Annotated in this window: 13 protein-coding genes; 6 read left to right on the top strand and 7 right to left on the bottom strand. The window is 36.8% G+C overall.

Going from position 1 to position 23,195, the window contains the following annotated elements:
• Positions 1-39: 39 nt before the first annotated feature.
• The 5 genes from BOQ64_RS12290 to BOQ64_RS12270 form a co-directional block, all read right to left on the bottom strand.
• Positions 40-1,503, bottom strand: coding sequence for a serine hydrolase domain-containing protein (locus tag BOQ64_RS12290; RefSeq protein ID WP_129055636.1), 1,464 nt, complete (start codon positions 1,501-1,503; stop codon positions 40-42).
• A 53-nt stretch (positions 1,504-1,556) separates the two neighbouring features.
• Positions 1,557-2,615, bottom strand: coding sequence for a serine hydrolase domain-containing protein (locus tag BOQ64_RS12285; protein ID WP_129055634.1), 1,059 nt, complete (start codon positions 2,613-2,615; stop codon positions 1,557-1,559).
• Positions 2,616-2,755: 140 nt separating this feature from the next.
• Positions 2,756-3,910, bottom strand: coding sequence for a helix-turn-helix domain-containing protein (locus BOQ64_RS12280; protein WP_129055632.1), 1,155 nt, complete (start codon positions 3,908-3,910; stop codon positions 2,756-2,758).
• Between the two features lie 163 nt (positions 3,911-4,073).
• Positions 4,074-5,873 carry a hypothetical protein gene (locus tag BOQ64_RS12275; protein WP_129055630.1) on the bottom strand — a complete coding sequence of 600 codons (1,800 nt, stop codon included), beginning with the start codon at positions 5,871-5,873 and terminating at the stop codon, positions 4,074-4,076.
• 139 nt (positions 5,874-6,012) lie between these two features.
• Positions 6,013-6,711 carry a DUF1826 domain-containing protein gene (locus BOQ64_RS12270; protein ID WP_129055628.1) on the bottom strand — a complete coding sequence of 233 codons (699 nt, stop codon included), beginning with the start codon at positions 6,709-6,711 and terminating at the stop codon, positions 6,013-6,015.
• Between the two features lie 226 nt (positions 6,712-6,937).
• On the opposite strand from BOQ64_RS12270, the gene BOQ64_RS12265 reads away from it, so the two are divergent.
• Complete coding sequence (locus tag BOQ64_RS12265) at positions 6,938-7,861, top strand: phospholipase D-like domain-containing protein (protein ID WP_164975797.1); 924 nt, start codon at positions 6,938-6,940, stop codon at positions 7,859-7,861.
• A 114-nt stretch (positions 7,862-7,975) separates the two neighbouring features.
• On the opposite strand, the gene BOQ64_RS12260 is transcribed toward BOQ64_RS12265, so the two are convergent.
• Together BOQ64_RS12260 and BOQ64_RS12255 are read right to left on the bottom strand one after the other, a co-directional pair.
• Positions 7,976-11,596, bottom strand: coding sequence for a T9SS type A sorting domain-containing protein (locus BOQ64_RS12260; RefSeq protein ID WP_129055624.1), 3,621 nt, complete (start codon positions 11,594-11,596; stop codon positions 7,976-7,978).
• Positions 11,596-12,888 (bottom strand): PKD domain-containing protein, encoded by a 1,293-nt coding sequence (locus BOQ64_RS12255; RefSeq protein WP_129055622.1) that lies wholly within the window; start codon positions 12,886-12,888, stop codon positions 11,596-11,598. The genes BOQ64_RS12260 and BOQ64_RS12255 overlap by 1 nt, the downstream gene beginning before the upstream one ends.
• A 486-nt stretch (positions 12,889-13,374) precedes the next feature.
• Here BOQ64_RS12255 and BOQ64_RS12250 point away from each other — a divergent pair, with 486 nt between their 5' ends.
• The 5 genes from BOQ64_RS12250 (at position 13,375) to BOQ64_RS12230 (ending at position 23,177) form a co-directional block, all read left to right on the top strand.
• Positions 13,375-14,679, top strand: a complete 1,305-nt coding sequence (locus BOQ64_RS12250) for an ArnT family glycosyltransferase (protein WP_129055620.1) — start codon at positions 13,375-13,377, stop codon at positions 14,677-14,679.
• 119 nt (positions 14,680-14,798) lie between these two features.
• A complete protein-coding gene (gene glsA, locus BOQ64_RS12245; protein ID WP_129055618.1) occupies positions 14,799-15,812 on the top strand; it encodes a glutaminase A in 1,014 nt (337 codons plus the stop codon).
• Between the two features lie 84 nt (positions 15,813-15,896).
• Positions 15,897-16,484, top strand: a complete 588-nt coding sequence (locus BOQ64_RS12240; protein ID WP_129055904.1) for a Crp/Fnr family transcriptional regulator — start codon at positions 15,897-15,899, stop codon at positions 16,482-16,484.
• A gap of 94 nt (positions 16,485-16,578) precedes the next feature.
• On the top strand, positions 16,579-17,034 hold the full coding sequence (locus tag BOQ64_RS12235) for a DoxX family protein (protein WP_129055616.1): 456 nt from the start codon (positions 16,579-16,581) through the stop codon (positions 17,032-17,034).
• Between the two features lie 839 nt (positions 17,035-17,873).
• On the top strand, positions 17,874-23,177 hold the full coding sequence (locus BOQ64_RS12230; RefSeq protein ID WP_228448346.1) for a type I polyketide synthase: 5,304 nt from the start codon (positions 17,874-17,876) through the stop codon (positions 23,175-23,177).
• Positions 23,178-23,195 lie beyond the last annotated feature (18 nt).

Below are 23,195 nucleotides of genomic sequence, written 5' to 3'. Positions count from 1 at the left end.
GGTTTTAAACTCATTAATTCTTTCGTGGGAAATCTGTATTTATTTTTTTGTAATCTGAACTTCTGTTTTCATAGAACCTCTTGTTAAAACAACAGAGTTTACCTTTTCATTACTGATATCGAATTTTAATCCGTTTGGATAATCTACAATTTTAAAAGTCCCATCTTTCAGATACTGTAACTCATTCTCATTCTTTCCTTTAAAAAATCCTAAAAATTGAGATTCAACATAAAGACGGTTATTCTTTTCTACAATTTTCGTTTCGGCTCCCTGCCCATAAAGAAAATCATTATAGGTTCCGATAAGTTGTTTTTTTAAACTCAAAGGGATTTCCTGAATGTTTTCATTGGCTATTTTCTTATTCCAGTTCATTACTGTCAGGAGTTTTATACAGGCATCGTTTATCACCGGAATACGATTAGGTTTTTCACCATTCGCCAGCATTACAAAACCATTTCCATCTTCCATAGTAGCTAAAATGCTTCCTCCAACTCCAGTATTGGAACCATTACACATAAACCAATCGTAATTGTTATAAGCAACAGACTTCTGCCATCCGTAGCCCCAACCTCCAACGGCATCTTTCAAAGCTGTTACTCCCGTTACTTTTTGAGCTATATTATAAGAAATCACTTTATTATTTTTATTGCGTAAAGCGTTTTGTATCTCAATAGAAAGCTTAGCCAGGTCTGTAGGAGTAGACCATACTCCTGATGCTCCAATCTGTGGTGTAATGGGCAAGCCTGTTTTTATAACTTTTCCATCTTTATCATGAACAGAAGCTACATCCACTGGGAATCCTTTTTCATTAGGCTGTATCATAGTTGTATTCGTTAAACCAAGAGGTCCAAAAAGATGTTCCTGTGCCAGTTCTGCAATAGATTTATTCAATGTATCTTCTAATGCCATCTGAACAATTACATATCCGCCACCACTATATTCAAAACTTGTTCCCGGTGTGAACAGGAATTCAATTTCCTTATCATATCTTGGGATTTGCCCTAAAAGGCTTTGTTTTATCGTTGGAATGACATCTCCTTCATAATAGTCTGAAAACCCGCCTTGGTTTGTACCTGAAGTATGGTTAAAAAACTGTCTCCAGGTTGGGCTATTATTTTCCGTAAACTTGCTTTTTGGTAAATGCCAGCGTTTTAAGTATTTATCAATGGGCTCATCAAGGTTAATGAGTCCTTTTTCATCAAGGATATGGCAAAGAAGTGCTGTGATAGGTTTTGTGATTGATGCTGTAGAAAAGGCAGTGTTTACATCTAATTTTTCTTTAGAATTCGTTGACTTCACTCCTGTCTGATTTGAGTAAACAATTTTATAGTTTTCAAAAACAACAAGACTAAATCCCGGAAGCTTGTACTTTTCTAACTGTTTATCAATATGCAAACTATCTGTAATAAAGCTATAATCTCTTTTTGAGGTTACTGCACTATTTCTTGTTTGGCAGCTCAACACGATGAGTGCAGTAATTAATATAAAAAGAGTATTTTTCATGGTATTGTTTTTTTAAGGTAAGTGGTTTTATTATTTATCTAACTGTTTTTAATCTATTTCAGGACTGTATCATAAATTTTATTCAACAGATCCTGTCTCATTTTTGAGTTTCTATAGTCAAGAAGGATGATAATACCCCATTTTTTATTTCTGTTGTAACAGATGATGGAAGACTGTCCCATAGAATCTCCTGATTTCGAATAAATGGTATTTTTATCATCCGTCATCATATTAAGACCTAATCCCATGTCTCTTTTTTCATCTTTATACACGATTTTTTCTGTGATGATGGCAGCTTTCCCTACTGTTGTTTTCTCATTTAAAACTGCTTTTAAATAGGTAACCATATCGGAAGTATTAGATTTTACCAATCCTGCAGATGCTGTAATGTTCCATTTGAAAAACTCCTGGATTCCTCCGTTTGGGTTGTGAGCCGTTGTTATGTTTTGCACATTAAAGTCTTTCGTTAATGTACTATTCATATGTAATGGCTTTATTATTTTAGCTCTGATAATTTCATCATAGCTTTTACCATACACTTTTTCTAAAATTTGTCCAAGTAAAGTATATCCAATGGTAGAATAGCGGTATTTACCATAATCTTTCAGTTCGCTGCAGTTATTGATTATTCCTGTTAATGTTTCCTTAGTCACACTGCTTACAGGCTGTTGCGGATTCAGTTCCATCAATTTTGGAAAATCTAAATCAGGTAAGCCAGACTGATGGGATGCCAGATCTGAAATTTTAATTTTGTTTCTGAGATTCGGCTGTAGTACATATTCTTTAGGAAGGAATCCGTCTATATAATCATCTAATTTCAGTTTATGATCCAACACTGCCTGAGCAATTAAATTGGATGTAAGAATTTTAGTGATGGATGCAATTTCGAATAGAGAATTTTTATCAATTTTTGTTTGACTTTCTGCATTCAGCTTGCCATAAGCTGTATAATATTCTTCATTGTTATTGATAAAGCCAACGCTGATTCCTACTTCAGGATTTTTTTTATAATTATCGCTGATGATAGAATCAATTTTTTGGGAAACATTTTGCCCAAAAGAGAAGCTGCTTACAAATAATGCTATTGCTAAGAATTTTGATGAAGTTTTCATTGTATCGTTTTTTTTATGTTTAAAAATTATTTCGATACAAAGATGTGGGAGAAAACAGAAACAGGCGACCGAATAAAGGTATTCGGTCCCATTTGTTCAAAAAAATAGGTGTGAATCTTTACAAAAAAGAGTACGAATAATTACAAACTACTGATTTGTATATTTTTACGATACTCAGTTGGTGTATTCCCTGTATGTTTTTTAAAAGCAGTATTGAAGGAAGATTTTGAATTAAAACCAACTTCATAGAGAATTTCAAGGATTGTTACTTTACTTTTTGTAGTATCTTTTAAAATATCCATAGCATTTTCTATTCGGTATGTATTTACGAAATCATAAAAATGCTGTCCTAACTGATGATTGATTAAAACAGATAATTCCCGGGTAGGAATACCAATCTCTCTGGAGATATCCTGAATAGTGAGTGAAGGGTTAAGAAAGGGCTTTTTATCAACCATATAATCTTTCAGTTTCAGAAGTTCTTCATTATACTCTTTTTCATTCACTATGGGCTGCTCACTGATCTTTTCTTCTGCAACAATCTCAGAAACGAGTTTTAATTTTGAATCAACATTTCTGAACAGATCCGGATTGTTTAATGCTTTGAATAAATACCAGCAAAAAATAAAAAGAGAAGAAACCCAAAGGCTAATCTTCAGCCCTTCTGAAATATGTGGATAGTCTGAAAATTTAAAAATGTTTTTTAAAAGAGCTACCGCATATAAAATGGTGAGTACAACCGTAAACTGGAACAGCCAATTATAGGAATTTATGCTTTTCCCTGCATAGTTTTCAAGATATAATTTCTTCGATTTTCTCAATACTCTGAAAACAGCAATAAAGTATATTACCATCTGAAGATGTATTAAAATATGAATGAACTGGAACTCAATCATATTCTGACGATTCTGAATAAAACTTATTTTTGATGCAGCATCTACGGCATAAAAACGGGGCAGTAAAACCAGATTAACCACTAAAAACGGGAGCAGATGCAGTAAATATTTCGGTTTTAATTTAAAGTCAGAGTAACAGACTGATATGATATAAAGATAAAAAACCGGAATCTGCAGAAAAGCGAAAGTGGTTCTAAACATTCCAAAGTTAGATGGGCCATCAACCATCATGTTAAACAAAGGTTCACTGATATCTATTGCATTTAACACCAGAAAAACAGCAAACAGAGCATTGCTTATTTTGTACCTTGTTTTGAGGGTAATCAGGAAAAATGCCAGAAACAGTGAGATGAATAAAGAGATTATATTTACAATAATCAAGACATTAATTTTATCCATTCTTTACTCTTCTTTGTTTATGGTTATTTTATTTCAAGCTTTTTATTGAAATTAAAATATTGTTTTAGATTCTAAATTTCAATTCCTGCAAATATAGAAATTACAGTGACATTATCCGTTTTTTTATATTCTGATAAGTAATTAAAGCAAAGAAGCCTGATTATCAATTCCCAAAGTTCACAAAATGAGGAACCTCTGTAGCAAAACTATTCATTGGCAGAAGATTATTCCTGTTACTGTTAAAGTCAAAAACAGAGTTATAATCAAATGGAACACGCGGATAATAGGTAAAGGAAACCTGAATCCTGTTGAACACCAGGAACGGATTGTTAATCAACACTCCTATTCCTATTTTAGTATTTGCACGGGTATTCAGCAGCTTGTCATTCGGCATTCCCAGCCAGCCTACAGCCATCGTTAAATAAGGACTGAAGTGGAAATTCTTCCAGGTTTTATTAACGAACATCTGGAGCTGATACCTCAACACCATTTTTTTAGTTCCAATATAATCCGCGTTATAAACAGGGAACTCATCCGCTGAAGAGAGGTTAATTCGGTCTTTATAAGAATAATTATGCTGTGGATTTCCCAGAGCTAAAGTAGGAGAAAAGAAATGTCTTACTTTAGCAAATTTCCAATCCATAAGATTGGTAAAATACGTTCCATCGATACGGAAAGACTCCCGATTCTGATCATCTTCATTAAAAAATCTTCCGAACTGTGCTTTCAGAGTGAAGTATCCCAGCTTTGTAAAACTCCCGTAAGATGCAGAAATTCCTACATAAGGATTCACTTCATCATTTCTTGATAAACCACCTGCAATAAGATTTACAGAGTTTCCGTACGCAATATCTTCCGGCAAATCGTATTGAAAAATATTCTTCTGAACAGAAAACCGCCTGTTGATAAGCCCTACAGACATCAGGAGACTATTGTAAGAGCTGAAATACTTATACTGATCAATTCCCGGACTGTCTTTATACTGATAGTTCTGAAATCTTCCTATGATCGCAATATTACTGGAAACTTTTTCACTGGGATCTGATGAAACCGGAATCTGATAACCACCCCATAAATCCTGACTGTATACTTTGATCTGAACCTGAGGATATGCCGTATCTGTTCCTGTTGGAAGCAAAACATTCCGCATAAAATATTCAAAAGTGAAACCACCTGCCCATTTGGTTAAAGGGGAAAAGAAATCTCTTCTGACATTGAAATTAATTCTTTCATTTCTCGAAAAATCCCTTTCTCCCAGAATTTGAGCACTGACATAAGAACCAAAAAGATTATAGGTAGTGTAGCTTCCTAAAACATAATCCTGCTTTTCTTTAGAGTCATTTCTGTAAAGGAAATCTAAGGTATGCCCCAAGCCCAGTACGTTTTCTTCTGTTACTCCGAGGCCAATTTTACTTCCTGAGTAACTCACTCTGGGTTTTAAACTCCAGGAATCAAGAACTTTCACCACAACATCAATAGAATCTTTGCTGGAAGTATCATCGGAAACGCTGATATTTACCCTGTTTATAAAAGGCATTGTTCTCAGCAAACGTTCAGATTCATAGAGTTTCTGGGCATTATATTCTTCTCCTTCTTTAAAAAGTAAGTAATTATTAACAGTAGAAATTCTTGTGGTGGAATGAAGATGGTCTGCAAACCAGTCATACCATTTTAATTTTTCTTTCTGTTCTTTGGAATCATACCCAAAAGGGTCAATGGCTTCAATCCTTACATTTCGGATGTACCGCTTATTATATGCTTCCTGTGGTATTTTTTCGGTTCTGGACTTAACGGACGTTGAGTCTGCTTCTCTACGGAATATAAAACGGTGAAGGAATCTGGTGACTTTTCTTTTATCTGAAAATTCTTCTATTTTATAATAAAGGGAATCTTTCTTCTCCTGTGCATTTAAAAAGAAAAAACCACTTAAAAAGAAAATTAAAATTACAATTGATCTAGTCATTAGTCATCAAAATTCAATACAGTTTGTAGCCTCAGTTACTGGTCAACAGACCGTAAAATAGGGATAATATACTTTAAAGGTACTACTTTTGAGTGAAAACCCCAACTGCAGTACACATGAATTGTATTCTTAAAGCAGCTTAACAGATCAAAAGCAGGCGATATTCACCTTCATTTTCAACCGGAGCTCTATGTACACAGGGTAAAACTTTTTGAGTCGGATGATCTACTGCCAAGCGCCAAAGATGTCCTAATCCAAGATTAGTGGGCTCTGCATTGGGTTTAGCCTGATAATGCAGATCAAAGAAACAGTCTTTCAAAAAGTCTTCAAACTCCTCTTCAGGTCCGTCATGTAATTCTTTGAGTTTCTCTCTGATTTCAGGAACCAAAATCTTCTGTATAGACTGATCATTAGGCAAAATATCACTTGCTGCACCGTAATAAGTACATAAAAAAGTATCTGTACCAATGGGTGAACGGTCTACATGATACGAATAGACATCAGTTGAAATGAAATCGAACTCTTCATCCCTATCATAATTTTTAAGCAGATTGAGAGAGGGTAATGCTCCGAAATCCGTTAATAACTGTAAATCTTTCAGAATTATTTCTCTGGCGATATTTCCTTCTTCCGATAGCTGCAATGCCAAAAGATCTTCAGCTGAAATTTCAGTAATATTATCTTTTAACTGGAGCTTAGCAACAATTTCTTTAAAGTCTCCTTCCAAACTCCTGTGCCAGCACATCGCATTGATATCTCCGTGAAAATGGGTATCTATGAGTTCAGAAAATGTAGAAACGGCTCCCACTTGAGGATTATCGGAAAATGTATTGTTCATGTTTTGGAATAAACAGCTTGGTCATTTATTCTCTGCAAAAATAAGAAATAGCTTTTATTAACTTTCATCAATCAAAAACAGATTACAAACAATGCTTAGGTTTCTTTCCATGCACAGCTTTTAATAACCCTTCCTGCAGATGATCTGTACATGATTCTTTATTCCAAACCTTATATATAATTTTTTATGCCTTCCCATAAAGCAGACAATAAAAAGAAACGTAAATTTGGCACCTAAATTACAACCTCAGGATGATCCCGGTTTTAGACCATATCTTATTTTTAAAGAAACGGATATACCTGGAAACCTATCATTTCAATACCATTTAAGAACATCAAACGTGTATTATAAGGAAAGAAAAAAATATTATTTTAAAATTAATACTGAAAACAGTGAAGGAGTTGAAGTATTTGTAGGACAAAACGCAGGCAATCAACTGAATAATGATATCCTGAATGCAAAGGCAGAAGTTCTCATCATCTCCCCTTATATTGATGAAGTAAAACTGGATGATCTTCTTATGCTGAAAAACAGAAATATCAGGGTAAGATTAGCTTTCAGCGATCTCCGACCGGAACAATATGGAAGCATATTACGAAAATTGATCCACCAGAATAGAGTCACCGATATAAAGAAAAAAGAAAAGAGAGAAAGCCTGAAAAGCTTGTTCTTTTTATCTTCTATTGCACTGTTCTGCCTGGGAATCTTCGCTCTTATTTATTTTGGAATCCATCTTGTGGATGATCTTACCAATTCAAATAATCTGGTTGCTCTTTTAGTGGCTGTTGTCTCTCTGTATGGATTCTTCAGATGCTGGGAAAAGAAAACGGAAGTTGAAAAGATGGAGATCTACACGTATCAGTATTCTGAAAATTTAAATTTCAAATTCATCCGGAATAATCGATACGATAGCAAGTTTCTGCATTCCAAAATTTATATCATCGATAGACAGGTAGCTTATCTCGGATCATTAAATTACACCAAGAGTGGGTTTACTTCTAATTTTGAGTCCCGCATCAGAATTACCCAAAAGGAAAAAGTAAATGAACTGGTACATTTTGTTCATGATATTTTTGAAGATAATGTGAATTTAAAGAAGCACGAACTGTTCTATCTTGGAAGACAGGTCTACAGTGAAGAAATGTATTAATGTATTCTGGCTGTAAATATTAAAAACTGCCTGCATTGTCTATTAAGCTATCCTAGTTATATAAAAAAACAGTGTTCTCCAAAGAGAACACTGCTTATTAAAATGAAGTATGGATTAATTTTTAATCAGTTTGCCTTGCAGAGATTTCTCTCCTGCCTGTACAATAACAATATAAGTACTTTGCAACCAGTTGGAAATATCTACACTCACATCTCCTGAAGATGACTTCAGTTCTTTTTGGAATTTGACATTACCCATGGTATCAAAAACTTTGATCTGTGTTGCCAGTAATTTTTCATTACCTGTATTATACGAGACCTTTACTACATCCTTCGCAGGATTTGGCATCAATTTCAGAGTAGAAGCCGTAGTAAGACTTGGTGTTGTTCCTCTGTCTGCAAAAACAGATTTGCCTATAATTTGTGGCTCACCAACGAACTTACAATCATCCTGTCCAAAGAATAAGATCGCATCATTACCTCCAGGGAAGCTGGCATTTGGATAGAAAGTCAATGGATTGACATTCATATCATATGTTCCTCCTGCCGGAATGGTAATCATGGATGGGAAATAAGTTCCATATCCGTTAGCACTTGAGATATTAAGCATTACCGGTAGGCTTCCTGCATTATAGATTGTTCCATGAACGTTATAATGATCTCCATCCCATTTGAATGCAGTAATATTAACATCAAAGCTACATTGTGTTTCTATACCGCAATCTTTCCCAGGATAATAATTCATTGCTCCTGAATAATATTCACAATGCATTCCACCTGCATTCTGATCAATTCTTAGCTTATAAGTTCCCGGTGAGTCAATAAAATAGAATGAGTCAATGAAAGTATTAGTTCCACTTTGCAAATTCACCCCGAATCTCTCCCATTGGTGGTAATCAAAGGTTCCTTTTGGCCCCAGAATGTAACGGTCTTTACCTCTACAATAACTGTAGCATCCTGTAGGGAATACCCACATCAGACTTTCGATACTCAATGGTACATCTACCATACCAAATACCTTACATCCACTTGGAGCAGTATAGATTACTTTATATTTACCGCCTTCATCCACTGTAATGGTTTGTCCACTCATTCCGTTACTCCAGTTATACTCTCCATTGGCTGGTCCGGATGCCGTAAGTTTAATTTTATAAGGCTGACATCCTATCTGAGTATATGTTACTGTAGGTGCTGTAGGTGGATTGCTCACAGTAATAACAAAATCTTTAGATCCTGAACAATCTGTTGTTCCCGGCACACGTGCTTCCAGAGTATAGGTATAAGTACCTGCAGATAATCCGCTTACAGTATAAGCCACCGGTTGAGAAGTAAGCCATAATGTTGACAACGGAACTCCGTTTTTCTTCCATCTGTACTCCAGCGTATTGTCTGTTAAAATACCTTTAAGTACTGTTTGGGTATTAGAACAAATGTTTGCCTGCCCTGAAATATTTACATACGGAGGTCTCTTAAATGCAACACCTACCGCTTTAACACTCATTATATTGGTTTTACACCCTTGTGCTGAAACCAATACCGGCCAGTAATTCCCTGATTCCGTTGGTACAAAATTCATTGAGTTAGGTGCTCCCGGTACCGGGTTAGGTCCATTCATCCAAATATAACCTGTAGGTGCTGTACCTAGAGGTGTAAATGAAATCAGTGGTGAAGATCCCACACATGCAACTGCACTTAGTGGACTGAGGTTTCCGTCCAGGTTGGCTGCATAAACAGTAATATTTTGTGGAATAGTAGAATTGTATACGCATCCCTGAGGAGTTCTAACCATTAAACTTACCGTTTTCGGCCCAGCAGTATTGAATGTAACATTTAAATTCTGTTGTGAAGTTACATAAGATGTTCCGTCAAAATACCATGTATAGATATTTCCAGGAGTATACGAACCAGGTGAAAGAGTAATTACCTCTCCTTTACATGCTTTAACAGGAAGTGTAAAGTTCGTGTTCGGAACAGGGGCCAATGTAACAGTTTTCGTAATGATACATGCCGGCAATGATGGCTGTGATGGTACAGACACCTTCATGGTAAAGGTATAAGTACCTGGAGCCAGATTATTATAAGTAGCCGTCTGCCCAACCTGATCCGGCTGTCCTGCCATACTGAATCTGTATTCTATAGAAGCAGGATTAACCTCAAATATGGTAGATGAATTATATAAAGTAACATTGTAACCGTTACCATTACAAACCTGTCCTACATTAAACTTAGGTTCATACAGTTTTCTAACTTCAAAACTTGTTGAATACCAACATGCCCCATATCTTAAACGTACACTCACAATATGTGCTCCGGCAAGATCAGTTTGGAATGTAGCTGTAGGCTGCCCTTGAGGGCTTACTAAAGTAAGTACACTATTAGATACCCACTGGATTTCATCTGGTGGAATACTTACATTTAAATTATTTACTGTAATAGTATTACAACCAGTCCATTTCGGAGTAAAGGTAACCGTAGGCGGTGCCGTACAACTGCTTGTTGTTGGGCAGGAGTTGATTACTTTAATCTCCTGTGAATACACATAGCAACCATTAATATCCTTAGCTCTCACCTTATAAGTTCCCGCAAGACCAGTTCCTGATAAGGTATATGAATTAGTATTAAATCCTAGTAATGCCCCTCCATTCTTAAACCATTGCCACTCTACAATATTTGTAAGCCCAGTAGAACTGTTAGCTGTAAGTGTATAAGGTTGTAAAGGATAATCATCACAAACCATAAGGTTGTACACTGGTGAAACCGTAATAATTGTTTCAGGAAGAATAATGAAGCTTGCACTTGCTGTTGGCTGATATGCACATCCATTAGTTCCTGTGTAAGTTACAGTGACGATCTGATTAACGTTTCCACCTGAATTATTCTGAATATACCCGTTATTTGGGAAATCATATACTCCGGACTGATTGAATGTTGCCGGATGAGTATTTCCGTTTGCAAACGTAAATGTCACCCCTGTTGCAGAAGTAATTCCTCCCTGATCAACAGTAAAGTGAAGATCTGAACCTAAACATATCTTTCCAACGTTCGTAAAGTTAACCACCGGAAGAGCCAGCTTACTAACAGGCATTGTAATTATCTTCTTTTGCCCGCATACAACAACTTCAAGTTTTAAGTTAGTTGTATATATGCTATTAGTAACCTCATTGATGTTTACTGTTACAAAAGGGGTACCCTGCCCGGATACAAAACTTCCGAAGTTAGGATTATCAAAGCTCCATTCCATAGAATCCGGAACAATATCCCCTAAATTAGCCTCAAAAGTCTGAGTACTGCTTGGGCAGAATGGTCCTGAATTCTGATAAATAAAGATCTTATTAATATCCATTGGTTTTATATCCAATGAAATTGGTTTAGACTGGCAAGCCGCAGGGCTATTTGTTCTGTAAGCAACAGATACCGAGTAAAAAGAGGCGCCCGGATTGAAGATAACAGTAACACCATTACCTGCATTACTTCCCTGGATAGTACCATTTGTAACACTCCATACAGGGATTACTCCAGCTGGCTGTGGTGCTACAAGTGAATAGCTGTAAGGTCTACCCGGACATATTACAACATCTCCCATGATAAATCCTCTTGGCGGTCTTGGAATACTCACCACCTTAATCAATATCGGATTACTTTCGCATCCTCCTCTCATTGCCGTAATCACATAATTTCCTGGTGTCAGGAAAGGATAATCAAGAGGAGCCGTAGTTGGCTGTGGCGATGTATGCACTACCCCACCATTAAAGTAACATTCCAGATAACAGGAACATTAGGAGAAGCCGTAAATGTCTGTGGTGTTCCCACACAGATTTCCTCTTTTCCACCTGATATTGTTACAGGAGCTTCTACAACAATCGTTTTTTGTGCAGTACCCCCGCATTGTAATAATGTATTTTTATATGAAGCGGTAAGGGTATAAGTACCTGGTACATGCCCAGTGAAAAGAATTTCATTTCTTTGTTGGTTATATGTCAACTGTCCCTGAGCAGGTCCTGTAACATCCCAATCAACCTGTGTAGTTGGCCACTGTGGAAGTGAATAGGTATATTGTTTACCTAAACACACAACAGATTCTCCTTTAATTTTTGCTGTTTTTAAAATCACAGGAATTTTAACTGTTGTCCAAACCGGGCAGCCACATTCAGATTTATACATTACATAGCCAAAACCGTCTTCAGGATCTACATTATCCCATTTTACTTCAATTTCGTTTTCAGAAATATTTTGCCACGCCCCTCCAATCACTTTCCATTCTCCTTTGCAGCCATTTTTCACACTGTACCTTTCGGCACTTCCTTCACATACAACTGAAGCACAGCTAATCTGTACAGGTGGAGCTTCTGTGATTTCTATTTTTTGATAAGTTGTTTCTGAGCAGCCACATTTATTGGTTACCGTTAATGTAACCGTAACGCCGCCAGCCTGAGTAAAGGTATGGGACGGTTCAAAAGCCGTGGATGTGGTTCCGTCACCAAAATCCCAGAAATAATTAACAATATCTGTACCTCCATTTGCATGAGATAAATTGTCAAAATGAACCTCGGTATTTTTACATACGATGTCTTTCAGATTAACAAGATTAAAATTTGCAGAAGGTTTATTTATTTTCTCGATGCAGATGTCCTGGATTTCAATAGTTCCGTCAGCAAATGTAACTGTCGCCTGCAAAGAACCTGCTCCAGCACTTCCCCATGCAATTTCTGCAGTAGTATTTGCCCCGCCTGAAGTACTCTGCAGCACTCCCCCCGTAGGGATCCATGCTACAAAACTAATATTCGAGCCGTGGGCAGTATACTTCACGGTACTGCCTTCGCAGACGCGGATACAGGCACCGGAATCAATATCCGAAGCAGCAACAGAATTCTCTCCTGCGCCTTTTTCTCCACGGAAGATCTGACATCCGACCTGAGAATCCCAGGTAATATGGGTTGATTGTGCTTGCAGCCCCCAAGGTACAAGGAGCCAACATAGCAGGAGCCATCTGAAGATGTGCTGCCTACTAAAGTAAGTAGTGTTTTTCATGGTTAATAAAAATGTATTAATTTTCGCTTGGAAATTAATGAAAATTTTAACATTAAAATCATTTATTAGTGAAAAATATTACTTTTTATTAACATAAACATCAATAATATACCTCAATTACTGATTATACCTTAATTCACAACCATTGTAATTATTAATAAAAAAATAAATTTCTTTTCATATTAAAGCAAAAACAAGTCATTTCCCTTTTATTTAAGTAGTATCACTTAGAATAAAATCAACCAAAATTCAACAATAAAAGAATTTTAATAATAAATAACCAAAAATTAATTACAAAAACATAACAACAATAAGTCCAAAAAAAAACATTCTTTAAGACTTATTATTTTAAGAGCAACAAAGACATTATACACTCTACCTTATCTTCCAGAAAAGCTTAAGATCTTCTATTTATTAAGCAAAAAGAACTTATTTTGCAACTGAAAATAATTAATAGATAAAATGAAAAAATACTTCAGGGAAATTATGATAGTAATCATTGTACTATTATCACGATTACCTTTTATTTTTAACAGTCTGGGCACCGATTTGGATGCATGGAGAGAAGTATATACAGGAAAAATATTATACGAAGACCATATTTATAACGTTTCCCGCTTCCCCGGCTACCCACTTCCGGAATTTTTATATTCATTAGTGTATCATTATCCTTATTGGGTAATCAATTTACTGTCTGTTTTATTTACAGTTGGCTGTTGTCTGTATCTTTTCAGAATCTTGAATTTTCTCAGTATAAAGCTTTCTTTCCTTATTTCTATTGTATTCTCATTTGTACCGATCATCTATCTCAACAGTACAACCGCCATGGAATACAACTGGTCTTTATTCTTTTTACTGGGAAGCTTTTATTATCTTCTCAATAAAAACATTTGGCTTTCAGCATTACTGCTTGGACTCATGGTAAGCACAAGATTCAACAATATTATTTTTCTTCCGGCCTTTGTTTTCTTTCTGTATACTTATTCTCAAAAAGATATAAAAAAGCTTCTACAATTTTCGGTCTTAACCTTTCTCTCCACATGTGTTTTTTTCTCACCTGTTATTTTAAAATACGGCACAAATTTTCTACAGAGCTACGGAGATTCAGAAGTGAGCATCGGCAGCATAGTAAGCTTGGCCACATTATACATATACGGACCTTTGGGAATACTTGCTATTATTTCAGCCTTAATCCTTCAGCTGTTTAGTGGTGGTTACGGGAAAGTAAAACAATTATCAAAAAATCATATTGTCCTTTTCAGTTTTCTGATCATCATTTCCAATCTGGTATTCTTTATCAGATATCCACTGGAACCAGGTTACTTAATTCCGTCAGTACCATTTATTCTTATTCTGCTACAATATGTTTTGAATGAAAAACTAATGAAACCCATATTGTTCACATTACTCCTCTCTCCTTTTCTGATTCATGTCACTGCAGAGAAAATCCGGTTTACAGGAGTAATATTCACCAATGAAGATTATGAGAATCAGCAATTGAATTACTGCAAAGGTCTCATTAAGGAAATCAAAACCCATACAGGAAGCCAGCCTGCAATTTTCCATGTGGGCAATTACTCTGAACAGGTTTCACTTATGGGAAACTTTGATAAAAACAGCAATTTCAAGATTGTTAAGTATCTCAGTCCTCAGGACCAAAAGGATGTCATTAATAAAAAATACCTGCTCTATTATTCCAATACTGAAAACGGAAAAACAGAAAACAACAAAACTCACATGCTGGACCAATACGGAATACTCCTTTATAAAGACTTTGAACTAAAAAGATAATCCGACAGACAAAGCATACCGTCTTATCAGATTTCCCTTAAGTCTTGCACAAAAAATGAAATACCTTATCTTTGTTTTTTCGAGGTTCATTATAAATTTTTTATTCGAAAATATTCTACATGAAAAAAAATAGCTTTTTATTTTCCGCCAAAGGAATTCTTATTGCAGGATTTTTGTCCTTAAACACAGTAATGTATGCTCAGAAAACTACAGATCTTTCAACTATTTCAGAGAAAACCTTAAGCAGCATTCTGGAAAAGAACAGAAATTACTACACACAAGGTAAAGTAGCTGATTATATTCCTGAGCTGGGTAAAATGGACGCTAAAGCTATTGCCTTTTCTGTAGTGGATAAAAACGGTAAGATATTCAGCACCGGAGATGTTCAGAAGAAATTTACCATGCAGAGTATTTCAAAGATCATTGCTTTAATGGTAGCTGTAAATGATAAAGGCGAAGCCAATATTTTTGATAAAATGGGCTATTTCGGGTCAGACAGACCTTTCAACCATTTTTCCAACCTTGAAACAACAGGAAAACCACTTAATCCAATGATGAATGCAGGAGCAATCCTTACTACATCTTTAATTTCAGGTGAAGGTGAAAAACCATTCCTCAAAGTATTGGATATGGTTCGTTATATCACCAAGAACCCTACCATTGATTACAGCAAGTCCGTATATGAATCTGAGAAATCCACTGGACACCGTAACCGCGGAATGTTTTACATCATGAAAAACAGCGGACTGATTTCCGGCAATGAAGATCAGCTGGATAACTATTTCAAACAGTGCTCTATTGAACTTACCGCTGAAGATCTGGCGAAAATCGGATACTTTTTCGCTAATCAGTGTGTACGTTTTGATGGAGATTCTCAATACAAAAATGCAGATATTGCCAAACTGATAGAATCTCAGATGCTGACTGCCGGAATGTACGAATTCAGTGGAGAATATTCCAGAACCGTAGGATTGCCAAGCAAATCCGGAGTGGGTGGTGGAATTACAGTAAGCGTTCCGGGAAAAATGGGGATCGGCGTATTCAGCCCCGCATTGGATCAGCATGGGAATTCTTTAGCAGGTTATCATATTATTTTAGATCTCGCGAAACAGTACAACTTAAGTATCTTTTAAATACAACAATCTTTTATATTTAAGGTAAATCATTTTGATATCAGAAGTTTAATTATATTTGGGTAACCCTACATACCCATAATCATGTCAGTTCATTATGACAGCATATTAAAACATATTGACCAACACGTTACGTTATCAGACCAAGAGAAGAAAACACTCTGTGCAGCACTGATTTACAAGAAATTTCGACGTAAGCAATATCTCTTGCAGGACGGAAACATATGTACTCATGATTATTTTGTAATCAGCGGCTGCTTACGGCAATATGAAGTAAGCCTAAACGGTAAGGAAAATACAGTGCAATTTGCGTTTGAAAACTGGTGGATATCAGATTGGAACAGCATGCTTCATTCCCAGCCTTCCGTATACAATATTGAAGCAATGGAAAGTTCAGAAGTTTTTATGATTGAAAAGAATGAACTGGAAAAACTCTACACAGAAATACCAAAACTGGAAAGTTATTTCCGTAAAATATTCCTGAATGCTTTCATTTCCCTTCAAAAAAGAATATTATTCCAGCAGAAAACAGCCGAGGAAAGATATTTAGAATTTACAAAGAGTTATGGCTGGTTTGAACAGCGTCTTTCCCAACAGCATATTGCTTCTTTTTTAGGAATTACCCGGGAAACTTTAAACCGACTCAAAGGTCAGCAACATAAAGAAAATTAAAAAACCAGTGCTATTTATCACAGGTTTTCTGTATCAAACATCACACAGTACAACCCTACCGTCTCATTAACTTTGTTCATCAAAATCAAACAAAATGGACAATACGCTTAAACAATGGATAAAATCTACTGATGGTGGCTGGGGATCACTAACCTTACGCCTCACTTTAGGAGTCGTTCTGTTCCCACATGCTGCTCAAAAATTATTTGGTTGGTTCGATGGCCCAGGATTACAGGGAGAAATGCAATACATGACGACACAGGTCGGATTGCCTGTATTGATTGCTGCAACTGCAATAGCTGTAGAATGTCTGGGAACCTTTTTTATACTGTTTGGAATTTGGACAAAAATCACTTCTATTGCTGTTTTCTTCTTATTTACAGGAATGATCGTAGTAGACCATGCCTCTCATGGTTTTTTTATGAATTGGTTCGGAAAAATGCCTGCCGGAGCAGAAGGATTTGAATACCATCTGTTGGTATTGGGCATCTGTCTTACTCTGATAATACAAGGTGGTGGAAAATATTCAACAGAGAAAAAAACGACATAGAGATACATTAAACCTCTACTTTTAATCTTTTTTTAATAATCTCAAGCAGCTTTCCGCTGCTTTTCTTCATTTATATTTCATATTACCGTAATATTTTTACTCTATTATGTATCGTTATACTTCTTTTCAAAATCTTAAATAAATCACAAAAAGCAATTCTTCATTACGCCAATAATATAATATAAATCAATTTCATACAAAATCAATTCAAATTTTACGACTAAAAAAAACTGCTGAATTGGCTGATTTCATGCGGTAATTATTTGTATTATCTTTTTGTAATATAACAAAAACAAATCTCTTCTTTTTGAAATATTTTATTTTTTATTGCTATCTTTGCTTAACATTTCTTTAACTATAATTATTTATATTTATGGTTACACAGATTGTGCCGGCTTGTTTATAACGAATAAGAAAATAAACCGAATACTTTAATAACATTTGAATAATTAACAAATGTTTGTTAAAAAATTATTATCGAATTTCATTTATGATTGAATATATATCATAAATTTATTATTTTTATTCACGCATCACAAACAATCAATCCTTATCCCCATTAGATTGATGTTTTAATGCGAAATCGCATATTATTATTTTAATACTAAATGCAATGAAAAACTTGACCATTATCAGGCTAATGCCTTTTGAAAAGCCGGACACATACTTTTACTCTAATTACCTTAGGGCCAGTCATACGTTGTTGATTAATTCTCAACAAATGAGCTTTACCATTAAAAATATAATAAAAACCAATTTTATGATTTTGTAATTAAGCATTTTTCTTTGTTTCAAAGACTTATGCATTTTTCACAAAATATTTACTAACATATCACGCCATGAAAAACTTAACCATTATTGGACTAACGCCTTTTGAAAAGCCGGATGTCAACCTTATGCCTAAATTGCGTCAGGCTGGTGTATTCCCTGTCCTCAGCTTAGGCCAAGAGTTAACGACCGCGCAGGCAGCCCTTAGTCAACTGGAAGAAACAGACCTACCTTCTTACGGTATTTATGTTTCTAATGAAAAACTTTCAGCACTTCAACTTCCGGAAAATGTACGATTTGCGATCTTACCATTCGGAATGACTGTTCCTCAAAACTCAAATCTGGATATCATTTACCAGGTAACCAGTTTAGAGGAAGCAAAACAGGCTGAAAATTCAGGAGCCCTAGGAATCATTATCAAAGGAAATGAAGCAGGAGGTCACATCGGCTATGAATCAACTTTTGTATTGTTCCAACGAATTATCAATGAAATTAAAAGCATTCCGGTTTGGGTACAGGGGGGAATAGGACTCCATACTGCCGCTGCCGTGAAAGCTTTGGGAGCTGCTGGTATTGTACTGGACAGTCAACTAGCCTTATTCCCTGAAAGTTCCGTTCCGAAGGACATTAAAGATGTATGTTCAAAACTTAACGGAACTGAAACTAAGATCATTGCCAATCACAGAGTGTTGGTAAGACCTAATTCACCTTCATTACCGGATGATATTACTGCTGAAAATCTTAAACAGTATTTTACAGATCTTGACATCAGCAAAAGCTATATCCCAATGGGCCAGGATATTTCACTGGCAACCGATCTGTATGAAGAATTCAGAACACTGAAAAAGCTGGCTTTCGGACTGAAAGAAGCCATGCACGGTCACCTGAAACAGGCAAAAGCCCTTCAGGTTATCGATCAGAATAATCCATTAGCCCAGGAACTTGGATTAAAATATCCAATTGCACAGGGACCAATGACCCGTGTAAGTGATGTTCCCGGGTTTGCCAATGCAGTAGCAGAAGCAGGAGCTTTACCTTTTGTTGCCTTATCATTACTGAAAGGAAACTCAGCAAAGTCTCTGGTAATGGAAACCAAAGAACTGGCAGGCAGCAAAACATGGGGGGTAGGAATTTTAGGATTTGCTCCTCAGGAATTAAGAGATGAACAGACCTCTTATATTCTTGAAGCCCAACCACCTGTCGTTTTAATCGCAGGAGGAAGACCCGCACAGGCTAAAGTATTTGAAAAAGCAGGAATAAAGACATTTTTACATGTTCCGTCTCCTGCCCTATTGGATATTTTCCTTAAAGAAGGAGCTAAGAGCTTTATTTTTGAAGGCCGTGAATGCGGTGGACACGTAGGTCCATTATCCAGCATGGTTCTTTGGGAAAAACAAATTGAAAGAATATTAAAAGAAGACCATCCGGAAAATATCAGTGTATTCTTCGCAGGGGGAATCCATAACGACTTCTCAACGGCATTCGTTTCTATCATGGCTGCTCCATTGGCTGCCAGAGGGGTAAAAGTGGGTGTTTTGATGGGAACTGCTTATCTGTATACTCAGGAAGCTGTACAAACCGGAGCTATTCAGGAAGAATTCCAGCTACAGGCGATGCAGGCTAAAGACACTGTTTTATTAGAAACAGCTCCAGGCCACGAAACCCGTTGTTTAAATACTTCATTTGCCAACCATTTCAATACCGAGAAAGCTAAACTTTTAGCAGCCGGAACTGACAAAAAAGTAGTGTGGGAGCAATTGGAAAAATTAAACGTAGGCCGTTTAAGAATTGCTGCTAAAGGAATTGAACGTCAAGGAGATCAATTAGTAAACATCCCTAAAGACGATCAGCTAGATCTTGGAATGTACATGATCGGGCAGATTGCAACAATGCACAACAAGGTTCTTACGCTTGAGGAACTTCACCAAAATGTAAGTATCAACAATTACGAATACATCCAAAATGCTGAATTGTCAGAACTTCCAACATCCAGCGAAAAGCCATTAGACATCGCTATCGTAGGAATGGAATGTATTTTCCCAGGGGCTAAAAACCTGGATGAATTCTGGAGAAATATCATCCTCGGAAAAGACAGTGTTACTGAAGTTCCGGACGAAAGATGGAATAAAGAGCTTTATTATAAACCAGATTCAGACGAAGCTGATGTATCTCATTCAAAATGGGGTGGTTTCATTCCAAAAATTGATTTTGATCCATTAGCATTTGGTATTCCACCACAATCATTAGCCGCTATTGAACCTACACAATTGCTTACACTATTGGTAGCAAAACGTGCAATGGAAGATGCTGGATATGGTGAAAAACATATCAATAGAGAAAACATCTCTGTCATTATCGGAGCTGAAGGTGGTAACGATCTTGCCAACAGCTATAGTTTCAGAGGATATTATAAACAAGTCTTCGGAGAACTTCACGAAGAAGTAAAAGAAGCTTTCCCACATACAACAGAGGATTCATTCCCGGGTATTTTGGCCAATGTGATCGCAGGTAGGATTACGAACCGTCTGGATTTAGGGGGAAGAAACTTTACTGTAGATGCAGCATGTGCATCATCTTTAGCAGCCCTGGATTTAGCTTGTCAGGAACTTGTATTAGGAAAATCTGATATGGTTCTTGCCGGAGGTGCAGATTTACATAACGGAATCAATGATTATCTGATGTTCTCCAGTACGCATGCCCTTTCCAGAAAAGGAAGATGTGCCACATTTGACAGTGAAGCAGATGGAATTGCCCTTGGAGAAGGAATCGCAATCCTTGTTCTGAAAAGATATGAAGACGCGATCAACGATGGTGACCGTATTTACTCTGTAATTAAAGGAGTTGGCGGATCCAGCGACGGAAAAGCTCTTGGATTAACGGCTCCTAGAAAAGTAGGTCAGGTAAGAGCCTTAGAACGTGCTTATACTCAAGCTGGAATCAGTGCTGCAGCTGTAGGATTGGTAGAAGCTCACGGTACAGGAACTGTTGTTGGAGACAAGACAGAATTAAGTGCCTTGACTAACTTATTCAGTCGTTCAGGTGCACTACCAGGACAGACTCATTTAGGTTCTGTGAAAACTCAGATCGGACATACCAAGTGTGCTGCAGGATTAGCAGGTTTAATCAAAGCTTCTCTTGCTGTTTATCACGGTGTGAAACCTCCTACCCTTCACCTTAAGAATCCAAATGCTTATTATAACGCACAAACCAGCCCATTCTCTTTCCATGCTGAAACAGGTTTATGGACTGAGAAAAACAGATATGCGGGAATCAGTGCTTTTGGATTCGGAGGAACCAATTTCCATACTGTAATTGCGAACCATCCGAAAAAAGATGACTCAATTGCGATGCAGTCTTGGCCTTCAGAATTATTTGTATTCCGTGGGGATACTTATGAAGAAGCTAAAGGACAATCAAGCCAGATCAAAACATTATTGGAAATCAATGATGAGATTCCATTAAAAGATATTGCTTACAGTTTAAGCATCAGTTCAGAAAAACCAATTCAGTTCAGTATTGTAGCTGATACTGCTGTAGATCTGATGATGAAGATTGAATTAGTACTATTAGGAATAGAAACTAAAGATACTTTCACTGTCAGTAAAAAAGAAGGTAAGGTAGCCTTTACATTCCCTGGACAAGGAAGCCAGAGAATTAACATGGCCCGTGATCTATTCGTAGTCTTCCCGGCTATGCGTCAGATTATTGACAATTATCCTGAGCTTGAAAAGGTGGTTTTCCCTTCTAAAACATTCAATGAAGCGGATTTAAAGCAACAGAAAGAAACCATTAAAGATACCCGTTTAGCACAACCTCTTTTAGGAATTGTTGATCTTGCATTAGCTAAATTCTTAGAATCGTTAGGAATTATTCCTGATATGTTGGCAGGTCACAGCTATGGTGAATTACCGGCTTTATGTTTCTCAGGCGTATTTGCAGAAGATCAATTAGTTGATTTAAGTATCCGTAGAGCTCAATCTATTTTAGATTCAGTAGAAGGAGGTGATCCAGGTTCTATGTTAGCTGCAAGTGCTACTCACGAACGTTTACAACCGATTATCGCTAAGGTGGAAGGATGCTATCCAGTTAACTTCAACGCGCCTACTCAATGTGTTATCGCTGGAAGTACAGAAGCTATCAATAAACTGCTGGAAGTTCTTAAACAGGAAGGTATTTCTGCTAAAAAATTAGAAGTGGCATGTGCATTCCACAGCCCATTATTGGCAAAATCTAAAGGTTTATATGCTGATGTATTAAAAGACGTTCCTTTCCAGGAAATGCAGATCCCAGTATGGTCTAATACCACAGCTGATGTATATCCTACAAGTCCTTCAGATATCAAAGAAAGATTGACTGACCACTTAGTTCAGCCTGTAAGATTCGTAGAGCAGATGCAAGCGATGTATAACGATGGAGCAAGAATCTTCATCGAGGTAGGACCAGGAAAAGTCCTTACAGGATTGGCAAAATCATGTCTTGAGAAAGACCAGTTGACTTTATATGTTGAAGATAGCAGCCGTAATAAGTTCACTCATTTATTGTGCATGTTGGCACAGTATTTAGGAACAGGACGCAGCTTCAATATTGAGAAACTTTTTGATGGCCGTTTCGTTCAGCTTGTTGACATTAATCAACCTGAATTATACAAGAAAAGCCCTGCCATCTGGCGTGTTAACGGACAAGCTGCACATCCGACAACAGGTTCATTACCTGCTAATGGTGCACCCCCTATCATAAATCCTATTCCTATGAACAATTTTACCAATCATAATACGCAAGCTCCTGCACCGGAAGGCCTATCTACGGCAGAACGTATGCTGCAGGAATATTTAAACAGTATGAAATTAATGATACAGGCACAACGTGATGTGATGCTTTCCTTTATGGGACAGAATCCTCAGGTGAACCCGATGCCTGTTTACAATACTCCAATGCCAGCTCCAACACCTGAACGTACCATTCCGGTACAAGCAGTTCAGCAGGAAAGAACTGTGGCGGTAGCTGCTACTGCCGTTGCTGTAAAAGCGACTCCTACAAGAGATATCAAAGCTTTATTACTACAGGTTGTAAGTGATAAAACAGGATATCCGCAGGAAATGCTGGGTATGGAAATGGACCTTGAAGCTGACTTGAGTATCGACTCTATCAAAAGAGTGGAAATCATCGGAACACTTCGCAGCGAATTAGGAACATTAGCCAATGGTAATACCAATGAAGACATGGTGATGGAACAATTGGCAGCTATCAAAACTTTAAGCGGATTAGTTTCATGGCTTACTGAATTCTCTGGAGCTGAAGCTACAACCGCTCCTGAAAAAATGGAACAGCTGCTGAAGCAGTTTCAACGCCACAGGCTAAATCTACATTATCATTAGAAGACCTTCAAAACGGTA

It is taken from the genome of Chryseobacterium sp. CH25 (assembly GCF_004119455.1).
GTDB lineage: Bacteria > Bacteroidota > Bacteroidia > Flavobacteriales > Weeksellaceae > Chryseobacterium.
Note: the sequence above shows the minus strand (reverse complement) of the source record. Positions and strands in the feature narration are given on the sequence as shown.